Consider the following 17,974-nt stretch of genomic DNA (forward strand, 5'->3'; position numbering starts at 1 on the left):
CAAACGCTTCTCTGCTTCGCCGTCTTCGCCTATGGCGGGACGCGTGGTTAAGTAAACATTTAATAGAATTCATCAGGAAAACAGTATGCAAGGTTTGTATCTCGTCACCCCCGATTGGGACGACACCCGCAAGTTGCTGGAAATTACCGAGCTGGCGCTGAAAGGCGGCGTCACCTTGCTGCAATATCGCCATAAAACGGCGGATGCTGCTTTGCGTCGTGAGCAGGCTGAATGTCTGCAGGCGCTTGCCAAAAGCTATCAATGCCCATTTATCATCAATGACTACATTGATCTGTGCATGGAACTCGACGCCGACGGCATCCATGTCGGTGGCACCGATATGGCCGTCGCGGAAGTACGCAAGGCAATCGGCCCGAACAAGATTCTTGGCTCTTCCTGCTACGGCAGCCTGGAAATGGCACATGCAGCAGAAGCGGCAGGCGCCAGTTACGTGGCTTTCGGTGGCTTCTACCCATCGAAGGTGAAGAAATATCCGGTTACGACCGACCCTATGATCGTCGCGCACTGGAAAGAGCAGGGCAAGGTGCCTAGTTGTGTGATTGGCGGCATGACGAAAGAAAATGCGGCGCCGCTGGTCAAGAATGGTGCGGATATGGTCGCCGCCATCAGCAGCATCTATCTCGCCGGCGATCCGCAGGCTGCGGCGCGTGCTTTCGTCAATTTATTTGCCGAGTAATTTTTATCTCCGTGCGCATCCGTCGCACGGCAAATATGCAGATTGCCGGTCTTTCATCAACATTGTGTGTTGAGTGAAAGACCGGCAATTTTTTTACGCCAGGAATGTTGCTTGTCTGCAGAGTGAGTGCGTTATTGCCAACAGTGTGACTGCATGTAATCAGCGGCGCATCAGCACCTCGCGACAGCTATAATCGACAGATGCAAAATCTTCTTCACAATCTCAATCCAGAACAACTCGCCGCTGTCACCTTGCCCGCTCAACCCGCTCTGATTCTGGCCGGCGCCGGATCGGGCAAGACGCGCGTGCTGACGACGCGTATCGCATGGCTGATCCAGACCGGGCAGGTCTCGCCGGCCGGCATACTCGCGGTGACCTTTACCAACAAGGCGGCGAAGGAAATGATGACGCGTCTGTCGGCGATGATGCCGATCAATACGCGCGGCATGTGGATAGGGACGTTTCACGGATTGTGCAATCGCCTGTTGCGCGCACATTACCGCGATGCGGCTTTGCCGCAGACTTTCCAGATTCTGGATTCGCAGGATCAATTGTCGATGATCAAGCGTTTGCTGAAGGCGAACAATATCGACGATGAAAAATATCCGCCGCGCAATCTGATGTACTTCATCAATGGCGCGAAAGACAATGGCTTGCGTGCGCAGGACGTGGAAGCCTTCGACGATTACAACCGCAAGATGGTCGAGCTGTACGAAATCTACGATCAGCAATGCCAGCGTGAAGGCGTGGTCGATTTTGCCGAGCTGTTGTTGCGCACCTATGAATTACTGAGCCGGAATCAGCCGCTGCGCGAACATTATCAGTCACGCTTCAAGCATATTCTGGTCGATGAATTTCAGGATACGAATAACCTGCAATACAACTGGTTGAAGTTGATGGCCGGCACGCAAGGCGCAGTGTTTGCCGTCGGTGACGACGATCAAAGCATCTACGCTTTCCGCGGTGCGAACGTGGGCAATATGAGTGCCTTCGAGCGCGAGTTCAAGGTTGAAAACCTGATCAAGCTGGAGCAGAACTATCGCTCGCATGGCCATATTCTCGATACCGCCAATACGCTGATTGCCAATAACACTAAACGGCTGGGCAAGAATCTGCACACCGATGCCGGGCATGGCGAACAGGTAAGAATTTTTGAATCCACCAGCGATCTGCAGGAAGCGCAATGGATCATCGAAGAAACGAAAAGCCTGATTGCAGAAGGCGGCACGCGTAGCGAGATTGCCGTGCTGTATCGCTCGAATGCGCAATCGCGCGTGATCGAACATGCGCTGTTCTCGGCCGGTATTCCGTATCGCGTCTATGGCGGACAGCGCTTTTTCGAGCGCGCCGAAGTCAAGCATGCGATCGCGTATCTGCAGTTGATGGACAATCTGCACAACGACTCTGCCTTTTTGCGCGTGGTGAATTTCCCGACCCGCGGCATAGGTGCACGTTCGCTGGAGCAGTTGCAGGATGCGGCGAAACAATACGGTATTTCTCTGTATGCCGCCGTGCCGTATGTCTCGGGCAAGGCGGGTACTTCGCTCGGCGCCTTTGTCAAATTGATAGAAGGTGCACGCTTTGAAACGCAGCATCTGCCTCTGCCGGAAATGGTGCAGGTGGTAATCGATGCCAGCGGCTTGATCACGCATTATCAGAAGGAAAAAGAAGGTGCGGACCGGATAGAAAATCTGGAGCAGTTGGTGAGTGCCGCGACGCTGTTCGTTTCGGAAGAAGGTTTCGGTCACGATGCGCCTGCATTGATGGGGCCGACCAGCGAACAGATGGCAGGCCCGGCCATTACCACGCAAGACGGTATTGAGGTGCTGGATGCGGATGCGCCCTTGCCGGCGGTAATGTCGCCCTTATCGGCCTTTCTCTCGCATGCGTCGCTGGAAGCGGGCGACAATCAGGCGCAGGCCGGACAGGATGCGCTGCAATTGATGACCGTGCATTCGGCCAAGGGCCTGGAATTCGATGCGGTGTTCATCACCGGCCTTGAAGAAGGTTTGTTCCCGCACGAGAATTCGCAGAAGGAAGAGGGCGGGGTCGAGGAAGAGCGGCGTTTGATGTATGTGGCCATCACGCGTGCCAAGCGCAGGCTGTATATCAGCTTTTCACAAACGCGCATGCTGCACGGCCAGACGCGCTACAACATGAAATCGCGCTTCTTCGATGAAATGCCGGAAGACTCATTGAAATGGCTGTCGCCCAAAGTACAGCAGCCGGCGCATCAATGGTATGCGCATCCCAAGGCGGCGTGGGAAGACGCACTCGGTGCGGGCTCCAACAGGATTGCGCAAAACATCGTCAAGAGCGATATCGGCTGGCGCATAGGCGAGTCGGTTGCGCATGCCAAGTTTGGCGAAGGGGTGATCGTCAATATAGAAGGCAGCGGCGGCAGTGCCCGTGCGCATATCAACTTTGGGCGGCACGGAATGAAATTGCTGGATTTGAGTATCGCCAAGCTGGATAAAGTGGCTGGCTAAAAACAAAAAACCTGCGCCAAATTGCAATTCGGCGCAGGTTTTTTAGAGTAGAGCGGAAAACGTGTGCTTGATGCTCTCAAGCTTTTAACTGCAGTGTGTTTTATGACGGCAGCGGTTCCGGCGCAGGGCCGAACAGGTGCGTATAGGTAGGATAAAACGAGCAGTACATGATGACCGTCAGTACCAGCGACATCGGCAACAAAAGAAAAATGGAAGCGGTTGACGAGTTCAGCAACATGCCGATGATCGAGCTTACGATAACCGGCAAGATCATGCCGATGGTCACCCACGCCAGACCGTAAACCAGAAATGCCTTGCCGGCCCGGCGTACGGCGAAGAAGCTGTAAAAAATCGCCTTGCCCACACTCATGTTTTGCCATGCAATCAGCGGCGCGGCATACCAGAATGCCATCGCCGCCGGCGTATATACCGCAGCTGCAAACAACATCGCCAGCGTCATGTTGGAGGCACGCACGGTTTCCGTATCCAGTGCGATCTGGCCGGTGATAGCCTGCCAGAACACGCCGCCATCAATCAGGCTGGAAGCGCCGACCGCAACGATAGCTGCCACCAGATACAGCGTGCCGAGCTTGATCAGATTGCGCACGGCCGGTGAACGGAAACCGACCAGCAGCAGATTCGGATAGACGCGTTTGCCGGTTTCTATATGCACGCATGCATGCATGAAGGTCATGGAAAACAGCGGCACCAGAATCAGCGGCAGCAATTGGCCGATGACCGGAATGATGCCGAGCGCCAGCATCAGGAACATGTAGCCGAAGAACAGCGTGGACAGTTCGGCCGGTTGCTTGCGGAACAGGGCAAAACCTTCCTTGACCCATAACCAGCCGGTGCTTGCAGGTAGTTTTTCCATCATCCAGCCGTTGTGAAAAGTGCAGGTGCAGTCTGCGCAATGCGCAGGCGCAATATGCGTTCAAAGTGCGCGGGGTCGTGCGGTGTCAGCATTTCGGCATCGCGCGGCATATGGAAATCATACAGGCGCGACAGCCAGAAGCGCAACGCACTGGCACGCAACATGGCTTGCCATGCGCTTTGCTCTACTGCTGTAAACGGACGTATCTCGTGATACGCATCCAGCATGGCGCGTACCCGGGGCTGGTCCAGCTCGCCGCTTTCTACATCGATGCACCAGTCGTTGACGGTGACGGCGACATCGAACAGCCAGGTATCGCAACCGGCAAAATAAAAATCGAAGAATCCGGTCAGTTGTTCGCCGTCGAACATGACATTGTTACGGAACAGGTCGGCATGGATAGGGCCGTTAGGCAATTCCCTGAAAGCATCGGTATCGGCAAATGCATTCTGGAAAATGATTTCTGTCGCCAGCAACTGCTTGTTGCTATCGGAAAGATAAGGCATGACGACAGGCGTGGTTTCATTCCACCACTCCAGTCCGCGCAGATTCGGCTGGCGTATCTCGAAATCTTCTGCGGCCATGTGCATGCAGGCGAGCATCGCGCCGACTGCGGCGCAATGCACAGGTTGAGGTGCAAGCTGACAGTGACCTTCCAGCTTGGTCACAATCGAGGCCGGTTTGCCATGCAGGGCATTGACGATGGAGCCATTTCGATTGGCGACAGGTGCAGGCACCGCGACGCCGCCTTCGGCCAGATGACGCATCAGGTTCAGGTAAAACGGCAGTTGCTCAAACGTGAGTTTTTCAAACACCGTCAGCACATATTCGCCGCGCTCGGTGGTGATGAAAAAATTGCTGTTTTCAATGCCGGATGAAATGCCCTTGATCGTCAGCGCGCGGCCGAGATCAAATTGCGTTATCCACGAAGTGAGGTCATCCAGGCTGACCGGAGTAAATACTGCCATGAGGAAATAAGAGAAAAATACCTGTGATCAAAAAACAAAAAATAACGCAGCTGCGTGCGTTATTTTTGAGCGGGTTGCATGCAAAAACTTACTTGGCGGGCGCAGGCGCAGGCGCAGGCTGCAAAGTCTGCACGGGATCGGTAGCCGGAATGCTTTTCGGCTGGCCGAATTCGCCGATTTGAAATTGCACCGGACGCGTGGTATCGCTTTGCCCGTCACCACGCATTGCGCTGCCGGCCGGATCGTTCGGTTTGGCGTAGTACGTGGTTCTGCCGGTTTGCACTTTTACTTCAGTGACTTTGCCTTGTGATTTCTTTTCGGTGATTTTTTTCTGTGTATCGGGCTGACGTATCGTCACGGCAGGCGCTTCACCTTCTTCCAGGCGTTCCATTTGCGGCGGCGCCGGTGCGAAATTCTTGCTTGGCGGCGTGTCTTGTGCGCTGACAATCAGAGGCATTGCGATTGCCGCTGCGGAAATCGTAACAAGAGACCAAAGTTTGGATGTGCGCATGATGTTTTATAGAAGCCGACGTTGAAAGGAAACCAAGGTACTTCATTGTAGCAAACCGGCTCATGCCTGTAGAAAATAGTTCTGTCCGCATATTGCCGTCTATCGGAATGGTACTGGCATTTTCATAATACCAATCTGTCGCAAGGCAGGCGCTTCCTCATTGTGGTGCGCTCGAAATGGCCAGACTGAATATTCGGCTGTACAAACTCTGCCATAATCGTAGCCGTTTGCCATGAACACCCTTGTTTCAGCCGGCCGCTTTTCCCTACCGAATTCCTATGAATAAAACCCTGTTGTTAGTCGATGGTTCCAGCTATTTGTATCGCGCCTTCCATGCGATGCCGGATTTGCGCGGCCCTGAAGGGGCGCCAACCGGCGCCATCTACGGCATGATCAATATGCTGCGTCGCCTGCGCAAGGATTATCCGGATGCCGAGTATATGGCGTGCGTATTCGATGCCAAGGGCAAGACTTTCCGCGACGATCTGTACGCTGAATACAAGGCGCAGCGTGCTTCCATGCCGGATGACCTGGCGCGGCAGATCGAACCGATACACGAAGCGGTGCGCGCGATGGGCTGGCCCATATTGATGGTGGACGGGATCGAGGCCGATGATGTGATCGCCACGCTGGCGGTGGCAGCGGTCGGACATGGAATGAACACGGTGATCTCGACCGGCGACAAGGATCTGGCGCAGCTCGTCAATGAGCATGTGACGCTGGTCAATACGATGAGCGGTGAAATACTCGATCGTGACGGCGTGCAGGTCAAATTCGGTGTGCCGCCCGAGCGCATTGTCGATTACCTGACCCTGATAGGCGATACCGTCGATAACGTGCCTGGTGTGGAAAAAGTCGGGCCGAAAACAGCGGTCAAATGGCTGACGCAATACGGCACGCTGGACGGTATCGTCGAGCACGCGGCAGAAATCAAGGGTGTGGTGGGTGAAAACTTGCGGCGCGCGCTGGATTGGCTGCCGCAAGCCAAGGTCTTGATCACCGTCAAAACCGATTGCGATCTATCCGCGCACATGGCATCGATACCGGAATCGCTGGCGCAAAAACCGGAAGACAAGGAAGCCATGGTTGCCTTCTTCAAGCGGAATGGCTTCAAGAGCTGGTTGCGCGAATTGACAGGAGATGCTGAAGCGTCCGGTAGTACCAATACGGCGACCGCCGCTGTGACCACTGCATTGGCACCGCAAGGCGCATTGTTTGGCGAAGATTTGCCGGAAGTGGAAAAGCATTACGAAACCGTGTTGACGGCAACAGACCTGGAGCGCTGGCTGCAGAAAATCAATGCCGCCGAACTGACAGCGGTCGATACCGAAACAACGTCGCTGGAGCCTATGCAGGCGCAGCTGGTAGGCATTTCATTGTGCTGCGAGCCCGGCGTTGCAGCTTATATTCCGGTGGCACATCGCTATCAGGATGCGCCTGAACAATTGTCGCGTGATTTTGTTTTGGAAAAATTGCGCACATGGCTGGAAGATGACAGCAAAGCCAAGGTCGGACAAAATCTGAAATACGACAGTCACATCTTCGCCAATCACGGCGTGACTTTGCGCGGCATCGTGCATGACACCTTGCTGCAATCGTATGTGTTTGAATCGCATCGCAGTCACGATATGGACAGCCTTGCGTTGCGCCACTTGAATCGCAAGACGATTACGTTTCAGGATGTGTGCGGCAAGGGTGCATCGCAGCTGTGTTTCGATCAGGTCGATATCGCTCGTGCAAGCGAGTACGCGGCTGAAGATGCGGACATTACGCTGCAACTGCATCAGCGCATGTTTCCGCATGTGGCTGCAGATGCAGGTCTGAGTTTCATTTATGAAAAAATAGAGTTGCCGACTGCAGTCGTGTTGCAGAAGGTGGAGCGCAATGGCGTACTGATAGATCCGGCCTTGCTCGCTACGCAATCGCATGAGCTCGGCAAGCGCATGCTGGAGATAGAGCAGCATGCATACGAACTGGCCGGCCAGCCGTTCAACCTGAGTTCGCCCAAACAGATAGGCGAAATTTTCTTTGAAAAGATGAAGCTGCCGGTCGTCAAGAAAACGCCGTCCGGCGCTCCATCCACCGATGAAGAAGTGCTGCAAAAGCTGGCCGAAGATTATCCCTTGCCCAAGCTCTTGCTGGAGTATCGCGGCCTGTCGAAATTGAAATCAACCTACACCGACAAGCTGCCGAAAATGATCGATCCGACTACCGGGCGCGTGCATACGAATTATGCGCAGGCGGTGGCGGTAACCGGACGCTTGTCATCGAACGATCCCAACCTGCAAAACATTCCTATCCGCAATGCGGAAGGACGTCGCATACGCGAGGCATTTATCGCGCCGCCAGGCAGCGTGATTGTATCGGCGGATTATTCGCAAATCGAGTTGCGCATCATGGCGCACATCTCGGGCGATGAAAACATGTTGCGTGCGTTTTCTGAAGGCGAAGACATTCATCGCGCGACTGCCGCCGAAATTTTTGGCGTCACGCGTAGCGATGTCAGCAGCGAGCAGCGCCGCTATGCAAAGGTGATCAATTTCGGCTTGATCTATGGCATGAGTGCATTCGGTCTGGCCGGCAATCTCGGCATCGAACGTTCGGCGGCGCAAAGTTATATAGAAAAATATTTTTATCGTTTTTCTGGCGTCAAGCGTTACATGGATGACACGCGGCTGGAAGCAAAAGCGCGCGGTTATGTGCAGACGGTATTCGGCCGCCGTTTGTGGCTGCCGGAAATCAATTCACCCAACGGCCCGCGTCGTCAGGGCGCCGAACGCGCGGCGATTAATGCGCCCATGCAAGGCACGGCAGCTGATTTGATCAAACTGGCGATGATCGCCGTGCAGGGTTGGCTGGAAGTAGAAAAGCTGCAAACCAAAATGATCATGCAGGTGCACGATGAACTGGTGCTGGAAGTGCCGGAAACCGAGTTGGCGCTGGTGCGTGAGAAACTGCCGGAACTGATGCGCAAGGTCGCAGAATTGAAAGTGCCTTTGATTGCTGAAGTTGGTGTGGGTAAAAATTGGGATGAAGCGCATTGATCATGGATGCGTATGCAATACAAATGGATGTGAATATTGATTTCGCCGTTTGCTGTCATTGCGCATGTGGATAAGGCAGCGAATATTTTCAATTGAGATGCAAGGCTGTTCACTGGAGGATTGCAATGGAAAATTTGAAAGAAGATTTCGATAGTCTGGTCGCAAAAACATCTATCTCTGATGGTGTTGATAGGCGCGGTTTTTTGAAGACGGCCTTGGGCACCGGTTTTGCAGCAGCAGTGTTACCGGTGTGTGCGCAAAACGTCGTCAAGACCGATGCCAAAGGTTTGACGGCAGGTGAAATTACCGTGAACGTGAATGGCCAGGCGGTGCCTGTCTATCGTGCGCAACCGGAAGGGAAAACCAATCTTCCGGTGATCCTGGTCATCTCGGAAATTTTTGGCGTGCATGAATACATCGCCGATGTGACGCGCCGTTTTGCCAAGCTTGGCTATCTGGCGCTGGCACCTGAATTGTTTGTGCGCCAGGGCGATCCTGGCTCCTACGGCACCATAGCGGAATTGCAGAAGGAAATTATTTCCAAGGTGCCGGATGCGCAGGTCATGACGGATCTGGATGCTGTCGTGGCATGGGCCAAAGCGCATGGCGGCAATACGGACAAGCTCGGCATTACCGGTTTCTGCTGGGGCGGACGTATCACCTGGCTGTATGCTGCGCATAATCCAAAGATCAAGGCTGGTGTCTCCTGGTACGGCCGTCTGGTCGGCAGCAATACAGCACTGACACCGAAAAATCCGATTGATATTGCCGCCACGCTGAAAGCGCCTGTGCTCGGCTTGTACGGTGCGCAGGATGGCGGTATTCCGGTTGCCACCGTGGTGCAGATGAAAGATGCATTGGCCAAAGGCCGCAGCAAATCGGAATTCATCGTGTTCAAGAATTCCGGCCATGCATTCCATGCCGATTATCGCACCAGCTATGTCGAGGCGGATGCAAAGGAAGGCTGGCAACAGGCACTGACCTGGTTCAAAACGCACGGTGTGAGCTGACGCGTTTTAGTCCGGCCGAAAACGCGATAGTGCGTGTCACTATCGCGTTTTTTATTGCTCAAACGGATTCGATATGTTCTAATTTGCAACCTTGTTGCATCTAATCGAGATCCAAAATTAATTCCACGCTCGTTTCCATTTTGCTGACCACCGCCATTTCCGGCGTGTTCAGCATTTCCGCTGCAGCGCTGTTTTCCTTTTCGCTGTTGTCGAAACTGGTCGATCGCATGGTCAGCCTGTCGGTCGGGATTTTGCTGGCAACTTCCTTGCTGCATGCCTTGCCGGAAGCCTTCGAGTCCGAGGCTAATGCACACACGCTGTTTGCCGTCTTGCTGGGTGGTTTGCTGGCTTTTTTTCTGCTGGAAAAACTGGCCATTCTGCGTCACTCGCATCATCACGAACATGACGGACATGGTCATCATCACGGCCATGATGCGCATGAAGCGGGCAAGGCTGGCTGGATGATACTGGTGGGCGACAGCCTGCATAATTTCACTGACGGCATTCTGATCGCCGCTGCTTTTCTGGCTGATCCGCATCTCGGCATCATGACCGGCCTGGCGATTATCGCGCATGAAATCCCGCAGGAAATCGGCGATTTCATCATTTTGCTGAACGCAGGTTTTACACGCAGGCGCGCGTATGCGTACAACCTTATTTCCGGCTTGATGGCGGTCGTGGGTGGTGTGCTCGGCTACCTGTTGCTGGATCAGGCAAAGTCGTGGATACCCTACGTGCTGGTATTTGCTTCGTCAGGATTCATTTACATCGCAGTCAGCGATTTGATGCCGCAGATGCAGCGCCGCGCATCGATGCGCGAAACGATACCGCAAGTGCTGCTGATCGCACTTGGTGTCGGTATCGTTTTATTCCTGACGGGTAATGCGCACACGCACTGAAGTGCGGCGCATCATTTCTAGACAGTTTGTGCGACCGGCCGCGATGGATCGGCGCACCATTCACTCCACGAACCCGGATACAGTGCCGCGCCGGATAATCCTGCTACTTCCAGTGCCAGCAGATTGTGGCAGGCGGTGACGCCTGAACCGCATTGCATGACTGCAGTTTCCGGATTCTTGATCAGCTCACTGAATTCGCTACGTAATTGATCCGCAGATTTGAAGCGGCCATCGGCTTGCAGATTGTCCTTGAAGAAGCGGTTCTTCGCGCCCGGAATATGGCCGCCGACCGGATCCAGCGTTTCATTCTCGCCGCGGAATCTATCCGGTGCACGTGCATCTATGATGGTGTGCGCGGCAACGGTCAAACCGTTAAGCAAGTCATTGGCACTGACGGATGTAACGAGTGATGGTTTGTCGGTCAATGTGCCCAGCGTACGCGACGTAATTTCGGTCGAGACGAACATGCCCTGCGCCAGCCAGGCCGGCAGGCCGCCGTCGAGTACCGCGACGGCATCGTGTCCGACCCATTTCAGCATCCACCACAGGCGCGCGGCGAACATGCCGCCGTGTGCATCGTAGGCGATGACTTGCGTGTCGTCGTCGATGCCCCAGCGGCGCAAGGTGGCAATGAAGTTCGCACGATCGGGCAAGGGATGGCGGCCACGAAAAACCTTGTCCGCGTCGAATTTTTCACCGGCCAGATCGGTATCCAGATGGGCGAACTGCGCATTGGGAATATGACCTTCCGCATAAGCCTGGCGGCCGAAATCGGGATTCGCAAGATCGTGGCGGCAATCGAGCACGACCCAGTTCGATGCAAAAACGTGTTCGGCCAGATCGGCGGCGGAAATCAATGTCGTGTATGCCATGTTTTATCCTTGTATGTGTAAGCGATGATTGCGCCATCACGGGATGGCGGCAAAGCGAGGCGAAACCGGTTTAAAGTTCTGTCGCAATCGGATCAACCGGCGGCATGGTTTTGCTCGCTGCCGTGCTTCGGATATTGTAAAACGTGGCGACAATGCCGCTCGCCAGAATAATGATGATACCGAGCCAGCTTAACCAGTCCAGTACATCGTTCCAGATCAGGATGCCCCACATGCTGGCAAACACGATGCCCGTGTATTGCAGATTGGCGGTAACCAGCGTATTGCCGAGCCGGTAGGCGCGCGTCATGGCCATCTGCGCCATTGCGGCCAGCACGCCTATGCCGAGCAGCAATATCAGGCCGTAGCTGCTGTGCGGGCGCAGTAGTGTGAATGTCGCACCGCCGGTCATGGCATCGAACAGGCAGCCGGCCAGGCCGGCGACAAAGCCGGTTGCCGAAAAATAAAATACGACGCGCGATTCCGGTTCGCCCAATTGGCCCAGATGACGTACTTGCAGGTAGGCCAGCGCCGACAGGATGCCGGAACACAAACCGAACAATGCGCCTAGCAATTGTTCTTCATGTATCGATGGACGCAGAAGCAGGGTCAGGCCGGCGAAGCTCATGAAGATGGCGGCGACCAGGCCCCATTCGAAGCGCCGTTTGCCGCTGCGCCAGGCGACTACGAACAGAATCCCCGAGATCCAGATCGGTGCCATGTAATTGAGCGTCATCGCGGTCGCCAGCGGCAGCAGTGCAATGGCGCAAAACCATAACCACAATGAAGTGACGCCCACTACGCAACGCCACAGATGTTGCCATGCCAATCGGGTTTTAAGCGTGCCGCCCTGTTGCAGGATCAGCGCATAGATGAAGATGATGCCGATGAAGCCGCGATACATGACGATTTCGGCGACGGTATAGGTTTCCGATGCGAGCTTGACACACACGCCCATGATTGAAAAGACGAGGGTGGCAAAGAGCATCCAGAGTGATTGCATGATTGATGAGGTGAGAGTGCTGAGATTGATGCCACGGCGGAACGGCGGGGTATTCATGCGTGATGCGCGCATCGCACGCATCACGCAGTTGTATCAAGCATTTGTATCACGCATTTTTCAAACGTCCAGCTGGCGGCGATACCATTCATGGAAATGCTGCATGCCGTCTTCCATCGGCGATTGATACGGACCGACTTCATTTTCGCCGCGATCCATCAGAATTTTGCGGCCGGCATCCATGCGCAAGGCGATTTCATCATCTTCTTCGCAGGTTTCCATGTAGGCGGCGCGTTCGGCAGCGATGAATTCTCGCTCGAACAAAACGATTTCTTCCGGGTAGTAAAACTCGACTACGTTACGCGTTTTCTGCGGACCGTCCGGCCACACGGTAGACACGACCAGCACGTGCGGGTACCACTCGACCATGATGTTCGGATACAGCGTCAGCCAGATTGCTCCGTATGGCGGCGCTTCGCCTTTGCGGAACTGCAGTATCTGTTCCTGCCACTTTTGATAAGTGGGCGAGCCGTGCTTGGCCAGCGCGTTATGTACGCCGACGGTTTGCACGCTGTACTGATCGCCGAACTCCCACTTCAGATCGTCGCAACTGACAAAGCTGCCGAGGCCGGGATGGAAGGGTTCGACGTGGTAATCCTCCAGATAAACTTCGATGAAGGTTTTCCAGTTGTAGTTGCAGTCGTGCACTTCGACGTGATCCAGCATGTAGCCGCTGAAGTCCAGATCCTTGGTCACGCCCAGCTTGCTTAAAATTTGTGCGACGTTGACGCCGTTTTGTTCAAACAGCAGGCCGTTCCAGTTTTGCAGCGGTGTATTCGACAGGTTCAGGCAAGGCGTTTCGCCGAAATGCGGCGCGCCTATCAATTCACCCTTGAGATCATAAGTCCAGCGATGCAGCGGACAGACGATATTGTTCGCATGGCCGCGGCCATTGAACATTTTCGCCTGGCGATGACGACAGACGTTGGACAGCAATTCGATACCTTGCGGATTGCGTACCAGCATGCGGCCTTCGTTTTCCCACGCGAGCGTGGCAAAGTCGCCGGCATTCGGCACCATCAATTCATGCCCCGCATAACGCGGGCCATCGCGGAACAATTGCTGGATTTCCTGCTTCAACAGCGTTTCGTCAAAATAGACGTTGACTGGAAGTTGCGCGTTAGAGCGCGCGAGTTTGGCGAGATTAGCCAGATCGGACATCCCCACCTCCAAATTAATTTGCACCAACCTAGAAGGAAAGAATCCGCAAAAACCTTAGATCAAACGAGATAAAGAGGCAATTTTGGACAGAACCGAGGATTATACCCTAGAGTCAAAGTGCCGAATAAGCCCGTCCGGGAGCTTTTTGGCGCAAGGAATTGCATTCTTGGCAGAACATAAACATTTGCTTATATGGCGTATAAAACCCGGCTCAAATAATGAAATTGCCAAAGAAGCAAGCTTGATCCCTTCTGTTTTTTGGAAAAATTTTGTAAAACTGGCGGTGTATGGGACTGCAGAAGCGGCGTTTATCAACTTTGACGGGTGGATTGCTCTAAAATAACGGGCTAAACCTTTTTCCTGTCCCTATGTCAAAAAAACTTACTGTCGCCACCTTGCCTGCTTCGTTTGAAGAAGCGATGGCAGAACTCGAGCAGCTGGTCGCGCGCATGGAAGCCGGCGAGCTGCCGCTGGAAGCGTCCGTGGCCGCCTACAAGCGCGGCTCGGAGCTGGTCAAGTATTGTGCTGCGCAACTCGAAAAGGTAGACAGCCAGGTCAAGGTACTGGAAGGCGACATGCTCAAGCCGTTCAATGTCGATCCTCATGCTGCCGAGGCGGATGAATGACGACAGCGCCGATGTTTGAAGACTGGATGAAATCCGTTCAGGTCGCTATGGAGCAGGCATTGCTGCAGTATTTGCCATCGGTGCAGCAGACGCCCGAGCGTTTGCACGAAGCGATGCACTATGCGGTGCTGGATGGCGGCAAGCGCGTACGGCCCTTGCTGGTGCATGCCGCCGGCGCCTTGTTCGACGCGGATGAAACGGAACTGGCGCGTGCCGCGGTTGCAGTTGAGATGATTCACGCATATTCGCTGGTGCATGACGATATGCCGTGCATGGACGACGATGCGCTGCGACGCGGCAAGCCGACCGTGCATGTGAAGTACGACGAAGCATGCGCGTTGCTGGTCGGCGATGCCTTGCAGTCACAGGCATTTGATGTATTGGCCGATGGTCGACTGGAACCGGCACGTCAGTTGTCCATGGTGCGCTTGCTCGCCAAGGCATCCGGTTCGCTCGGTATGTGCGGCGGTCAGGCCATCGATCTGGCGAGCGTAGGATTGACGCTGTCGCTGGAAGAGCTTGAGCAGATGCACACGCTGAAAACCGGCGCCTTGTTGCGTGTGTCGGTATTGCTCGGTGCGTTGGCTGGCAAGCAGTTATCCGAGAATGAAATAGCTGCGCTGGATCAGTATTCCAGCGCGATTGGTTTGGCGTTTCAGGTGGTCGACGATGTGCTGGATGCAACGGCAGATTCGGCCACGCTGGGCAAAACGGCGGGCAAGGATGCGGCCGATAACAAGCCGACCTATGTATCGATTCTGGGGCTGGCGCAATCGCAGGCCCTGGCAGAAAAATTGCGCATGGAAGCTCATCGTGCGCTGGAGCAGTTTGGAGACAAGGCGCGACGCCTGCGAGAACTCGCGGATTTGATCGTGCAGCGGAAAGCCTAGAATGAATTTGCTAGAAACAATTAATGACCCGGCCGATATGCGGCATTTCACACGCCCACAGCTCAAGCAACTGGCCGATGAGTTGCGTGCGTTCGTGCTGGAATCCGTGTCGGCAACCGGTGGGCACTTGTCGTCCAATCTCGGCACTGTTGAATTGACGATCGCCTTGCACAATGTGTTCAACACGCCGGAAGATCGCATCATCTGGGATGTCGGCCATCAAACCTATCCGCACAAGATCTTGACCGGGCGGCGCGACCAGATGCACAGCCTGCGTCAGCGCGATGGCATCTCGGGTTTCCCGCGACGCGACGAAAGTGTTTACGACACCTTCGGCACCGCACATTCGTCGACTTCGATTTCCGCGGCATTGGGGATGGCGCTGGCCGCGAAAACCAAAGGTGAAAGCCGTCACGCGATTGCCGTTATTGGCGATGGCGCGATGACCGCCGGTATGGCGTTTGAAGCGCTGAACAACGCCGGCATCTACGATGACATCAATTTGCTGGTGATACTGAACGATAACGATATGTCGATCTCGCCGCCGGTCGGTGCCCTGAATCGCTATCTGGCGCGTTTGATGTCGGGCCAGTTTTATGCAGCGGCAAAGAACGTCGGCAAAACCGTGTTGCCTGCCCCTGTGCGCGAGTTGGCAAAACGGTTTGAAGAGCATGCCAAGGGCATGATCGTGCCGGCCACCATGTTTGAAGAATTCGGTTTCAACTATATCGGACCTATCGACGGTCACGATCTGGATTCGCTGATCCCGACCTTGCAGAATCTGAAGAATCTGAAAGGCCCGCAATTCCTGCACGTGGTGACGAAAAAAGGGCAGGGCTACAAGCTGGCGGAAGCCGATCCGGTGCTGTATCACGGCCCCGGCAAGTTCGATCCGGCGGAAGGCATCAAGCCTGCGGCGGCGTCCAAAGTTACCTACACCAGCGTATTTGGCGACTGGCTGTGCGATATGGCGGCGGCCGACGACAAGCTGATCGGCATCACGCCGGCGATGCGCGAGGGTTCCGGCATGGTCGAGTTCGAGCGTCGTTTTCCTGGCCGTTATTACGATGTCGGCATTGCCGAGCAGCATGCGGTGACGTTTGCCGCCGGCATGGCATGCGAAGGGCTGAAGCCGGTGGTGGCGATTTATTCGACCTTCCTGCAACGCGGTTACGATCAGCTGATTCATGATGTGGCGCTGCAAAATCTTGATGTGACCTTTGCGCTGGATCGCGCCGGCCTGGTCGGTGCCGATGGCGCCACCCACGCGGGCAATTACGATATCGCCTATTTGCGTTGCATTCCTAACATGGTGGTGATGGCGGCGTCGGACGAAAACGAGTGCCGTCAGATGCTCTCCACCGGTTTCCACTACAATGGGCCTGCTGCAGTGCGATATCCGCGCGGTGGCGGCATAGGCGCCAGGGTAGAAAAAAATCTGGCAACGATTCCGCTTGGTACCGGCGAGATCCGGCGCGAAGGCAAGCGGATTGCGATTCTGGCATTCGGCACCATGGTCGCACCGAGTTTGCACGCTGGTGAAGAACTGGATGCAACGGTGGCCAATATGCGTTTCGTCAAACCGCTGGATGTGGAATTGCTGAAGCGCCTGGCCGTCACGCACGAAGCTTTCGTGACGGTGGAAGAAGGTTCCATCATGGGCGGGGCGGGTGCAGCAGTGGCAGAAGCACTGGCCGCAGCCGGCATCGTCAAGCCGCTATTGAATCTGGGCTTGCCGGATCAATTTATCGATCATGGCGATGCGCAGCAGTTGCTGGCCATGTGTGGCCTGGATGCCGCCGGTATCGCGGCGACGATACGCCAGCGTTTCGGCAAAGGCGAACCGCGCCTGGTGGTCAATAACTGACCGTAAGTTTTTTCGGCGGCATGGATGTGCCGCCCACTTTATAGGTTTTGCAATGAATACACGCGATCTCGGTATGAGCGCCATTCCCGATGTACAAAGCACGCCGGATACCCGGAATATCGTCATTCAACGCGTAGGCGTCAAGGGTGTGCGTTATCCGATCACGGTTAAAACGCTGTCGGGCGTGCAGCCGTCGGTGGGTAGCTGGAATATGTATGTGCGTCTGGCCGAAGAACAAAAAGGCACGCACATGTCGCGCTTCATCGCCTTGCTGGAAGAAAATAATCAGCCGCTCGATGTGGCCGCATTTGGCGCCTTGATGCGCAAGATGCTGGTGCTGCTGGATGCCGATGCAGGTCGTATCGAAGTATCGTTTCCGTATTTCATCAACAAGACGGCGCCGGTATCGGGCGTGCAAAGTCTGATGGATTATGAAGTCGGCCTGACCGGCGAAATGAAAAACGGCGAACTGGAAGTGACCCTGAAAGTTTTGGTTCCGGTCACCAGCCTGTGCCCATGCTCGAAAAAGATATCCGCCTACGGCGCGCACAATCAGCGCTCGCACATTACCGTGCATGCAGTATTGAATGGCGATCTGGTCGTCGAGGAATTGATTGCGAAAATCGAAGAGCAGGCTTCATGCGAACTGTATGGTTTGCTGAAGCGCCCGGATGAGAAGTACGTGACGGAACGTGCGTATGACAATCCGAAGTTTGTCGAGGATCTGGTGCGCGATGTGGCGGTGATGCTGAATAATGACGAACGTGTTCTGGCTTATACGCTGGAGGCCGAGAATTTTGAGTCCATTCATAACCATTCGGCTTATGCATTGATTGAGAGTGACAAGCGGGTGAAGTAGGTTTTTCCTGTTTGAATGAGGAGCCGTTCAGTGTTTGCTGGGCGGCTTTTTTTATTTGTGTTTTTTGTTTTCAGTAATTGATATTGTTTTTTCTTCGATGACACTCAGTTGCCGGGAGTGGCCCGGCTGCCACTCACTTTCTTTGCTTCG

General features: G+C 54.8%; 16 protein-coding genes. 10 read left to right on the top strand and 6 right to left on the bottom strand.

Features of this window, described 5'->3' with window-relative positions:
* Positions 1-85: 85 nt before the first annotated feature.
* Together thiE and ABWP27_RS07910 are read left to right on the top strand one after the other, a co-directional pair.
* Positions 86-697, top strand: a complete 612-nt coding sequence (gene thiE, locus ABWP27_RS07905) for a thiamine phosphate synthase (protein WP_353155445.1) — start codon at positions 86-88, stop codon at positions 695-697.
* Between the two features lie 200 nt (positions 698-897).
* The gene (locus tag ABWP27_RS07910) at positions 898-3,186 is read left to right on the top strand and encodes a UvrD-helicase domain-containing protein (RefSeq protein WP_353155447.1); all 2,289 of its coding nucleotides are present in this window, start codon (positions 898-900) and stop codon (positions 3,184-3,186) included.
* A 100-nt stretch (positions 3,187-3,286) separates the two neighbouring features.
* Here ABWP27_RS07910 and ABWP27_RS07915 read toward each other — a convergent pair whose 3' ends face one another.
* The 3 genes from ABWP27_RS07915 to ABWP27_RS07925 all read right to left on the bottom strand — a co-directional run bounded on the left by ABWP27_RS07915 (position 3,287) and on the right by ABWP27_RS07925 (position 5,485).
* Positions 3,287-4,060, bottom strand: a complete 774-nt coding sequence (locus ABWP27_RS07915) for a BPSS1780 family membrane protein (protein ID WP_353155448.1) — start codon at positions 4,058-4,060, stop codon at positions 3,287-3,289.
* Entirely contained in the window at positions 4,060-5,028 is a 969-nt protein-coding gene (locus ABWP27_RS07920; RefSeq protein WP_353155450.1) for a homoserine kinase, read from the bottom strand. Before ABWP27_RS07920 ends, ABWP27_RS07915 begins: the two co-directional genes overlap by 1 nt.
* An 88-nt stretch (positions 5,029-5,116) precedes the next feature.
* Positions 5,117-5,485 carry a DUF2782 domain-containing protein gene (locus ABWP27_RS07925; RefSeq protein ID WP_353155452.1) on the bottom strand — a complete coding sequence of 123 codons (369 nt, stop codon included), beginning with the start codon at positions 5,483-5,485 and terminating at the stop codon, positions 5,117-5,119.
* A 332-nt stretch (positions 5,486-5,817) separates the two neighbouring features.
* Between ABWP27_RS07925 and polA the strand changes: the two genes are divergently transcribed.
* The 3 genes from polA to ABWP27_RS07940 all read left to right on the top strand — a co-directional run bounded on the left by polA (position 5,818) and on the right by ABWP27_RS07940 (position 10,492).
* Positions 5,818-8,583 (top strand): DNA polymerase I, encoded by a 2,766-nt coding sequence (gene polA, locus ABWP27_RS07930; RefSeq protein WP_353155454.1) that lies wholly within the window; start codon positions 5,818-5,820, stop codon positions 8,581-8,583.
* Positions 8,584-8,708: 125 nt separating this feature from the next.
* Positions 8,709-9,593, top strand: a complete 885-nt coding sequence (locus ABWP27_RS07935; RefSeq protein WP_353155455.1) for a dienelactone hydrolase family protein — start codon at positions 8,709-8,711, stop codon at positions 9,591-9,593.
* A gap of 227 nt (positions 9,594-9,820) precedes the next feature.
* A complete protein-coding gene (locus tag ABWP27_RS07940; RefSeq protein ID WP_353155470.1) occupies positions 9,821-10,492 on the top strand; it encodes a ZIP family metal transporter in 672 nt (223 codons plus the stop codon).
* 17 nt (positions 10,493-10,509) lie between these two features.
* Here the strand turns inward: ABWP27_RS07940 and ABWP27_RS07945 are convergent, their stop codons facing one another.
* The 3 genes from ABWP27_RS07945 to ABWP27_RS07955 form a co-directional block, all read right to left on the bottom strand.
* Positions 10,510-11,364 carry a sulfurtransferase gene (locus ABWP27_RS07945; protein WP_353155457.1) on the bottom strand — a complete coding sequence of 285 codons (855 nt, stop codon included), beginning with the start codon at positions 11,362-11,364 and terminating at the stop codon, positions 10,510-10,512.
* Between the two features lie 70 nt (positions 11,365-11,434).
* Positions 11,435-12,364, bottom strand: coding sequence for a DMT family transporter (locus ABWP27_RS07950; RefSeq protein WP_353155459.1), 930 nt, complete (start codon positions 12,362-12,364; stop codon positions 11,435-11,437).
* Between the two features lie 117 nt (positions 12,365-12,481).
* Positions 12,482-13,582, bottom strand: coding sequence for an aromatic ring-hydroxylating oxygenase subunit alpha (locus ABWP27_RS07955; protein ID WP_353155460.1), 1,101 nt, complete (start codon positions 13,580-13,582; stop codon positions 12,482-12,484).
* Between the two features lie 166 nt (positions 13,583-13,748).
* Between ABWP27_RS07955 and ABWP27_RS07960 the strand changes: the two genes are divergently transcribed.
* From ABWP27_RS07960 to folE2, 5 genes are read left to right on the top strand one after another with little or no spacing between them, the layout of a single operon-like run.
* Entirely contained in the window at positions 13,749-13,925 is a 177-nt protein-coding gene (locus tag ABWP27_RS07960) for a hypothetical protein (protein WP_353155462.1), read from the top strand.
* Between the two features lie 25 nt (positions 13,926-13,950).
* Positions 13,951-14,208 (top strand): exodeoxyribonuclease VII small subunit, encoded by a 258-nt coding sequence (locus ABWP27_RS07965; protein ID WP_353155464.1) that lies wholly within the window; start codon positions 13,951-13,953, stop codon positions 14,206-14,208.
* A complete protein-coding gene (locus ABWP27_RS07970) occupies positions 14,205-15,098 on the top strand; it encodes a polyprenyl synthetase family protein (protein WP_353155466.1) in 894 nt (297 codons plus the stop codon). Before ABWP27_RS07965 ends, ABWP27_RS07970 begins: the two co-directional genes overlap by 4 nt.
* Position 15,099: 1 nt before the next feature.
* Positions 15,100-16,965 (top strand): 1-deoxy-D-xylulose-5-phosphate synthase, encoded by a 1,866-nt coding sequence (gene dxs, locus ABWP27_RS07975; protein ID WP_353155467.1) that lies wholly within the window; start codon positions 15,100-15,102, stop codon positions 16,963-16,965.
* A gap of 52 nt (positions 16,966-17,017) precedes the next feature.
* Complete coding sequence (folE2, locus tag ABWP27_RS07980) at positions 17,018-17,824, top strand: GTP cyclohydrolase FolE2 (RefSeq protein ID WP_353155469.1); 807 nt, start codon at positions 17,018-17,020, stop codon at positions 17,822-17,824.
* Positions 17,825-17,974 lie beyond the last annotated feature (150 nt).

The organism is Herminiimonas fonticola (genome assembly GCF_040395855.1).
Classification (GTDB): domain Bacteria; phylum Pseudomonadota; class Gammaproteobacteria; order Burkholderiales; family Burkholderiaceae_D; genus Oxalicibacterium; species Oxalicibacterium fonticola_A.

What these genes read in the sequence shown, in the direction of transcription:
- dxs (WP_353155467.1), top strand. Translation starts at nt 15,100, where the DNA reads ATGAATTTGCTAGAAACAATTAATGACCCGGCCGATATGCGGCATTTC.
- ABWP27_RS07915 (WP_353155448.1), bottom strand. Translation starts at nt 4,060, where the DNA reads ATGGAAAAACTACCTGCAAGCACCGGCTGGTTATGGGTCAAGGAAGGT.
- ABWP27_RS07945 (WP_353155457.1), bottom strand. Translation starts at nt 11,364, where the DNA reads ATGGCATACACGACATTGATTTCCGCCGCCGATCTGGCCGAACACGTT.
- ABWP27_RS07950 (WP_353155459.1), bottom strand. Translation starts at nt 12,364, where the DNA reads ATGCAATCACTCTGGATGCTCTTTGCCACCCTCGTCTTTTCAATCATG.
- ABWP27_RS07925 (WP_353155452.1), bottom strand. Translation starts at nt 5,485, where the DNA reads ATGCCTCTGATTGTCAGCGCACAAGACACGCCGCCAAGCAAGAATTTC.
- thiE (WP_353155445.1), top strand. Translation starts at nt 86, where the DNA reads ATGCAAGGTTTGTATCTCGTCACCCCCGATTGGGACGACACCCGCAAG.
- ABWP27_RS07910 (WP_353155447.1), top strand. Translation starts at nt 898, where the DNA reads ATGCAAAATCTTCTTCACAATCTCAATCCAGAACAACTCGCCGCTGTC.
- ABWP27_RS07970 (WP_353155466.1), top strand. Translation starts at nt 14,205, where the DNA reads ATGACGACAGCGCCGATGTTTGAAGACTGGATGAAATCCGTTCAGGTC.
- ABWP27_RS07935 (WP_353155455.1), top strand. Translation starts at nt 8,709, where the DNA reads ATGGAAAATTTGAAAGAAGATTTCGATAGTCTGGTCGCAAAAACATCT.
- ABWP27_RS07920 (WP_353155450.1), bottom strand. Translation starts at nt 5,028, where the DNA reads ATGGCAGTATTTACTCCGGTCAGCCTGGATGACCTCACTTCGTGGATA.
- ABWP27_RS07940 (WP_353155470.1), top strand. Translation starts at nt 9,821, where the DNA reads ATGGTCAGCCTGTCGGTCGGGATTTTGCTGGCAACTTCCTTGCTGCAT.
- ABWP27_RS07965 (WP_353155464.1), top strand. Translation starts at nt 13,951, where the DNA reads ATGTCAAAAAAACTTACTGTCGCCACCTTGCCTGCTTCGTTTGAAGAA.
- ABWP27_RS07955 (WP_353155460.1), bottom strand. Translation starts at nt 13,582, where the DNA reads ATGTCCGATCTGGCTAATCTCGCCAAACTCGCGCGCTCTAACGCGCAA.
- polA (WP_353155454.1), top strand. Translation starts at nt 5,818, where the DNA reads ATGAATAAAACCCTGTTGTTAGTCGATGGTTCCAGCTATTTGTATCGC.
- folE2 (WP_353155469.1), top strand. Translation starts at nt 17,018, where the DNA reads ATGAATACACGCGATCTCGGTATGAGCGCCATTCCCGATGTACAAAGC.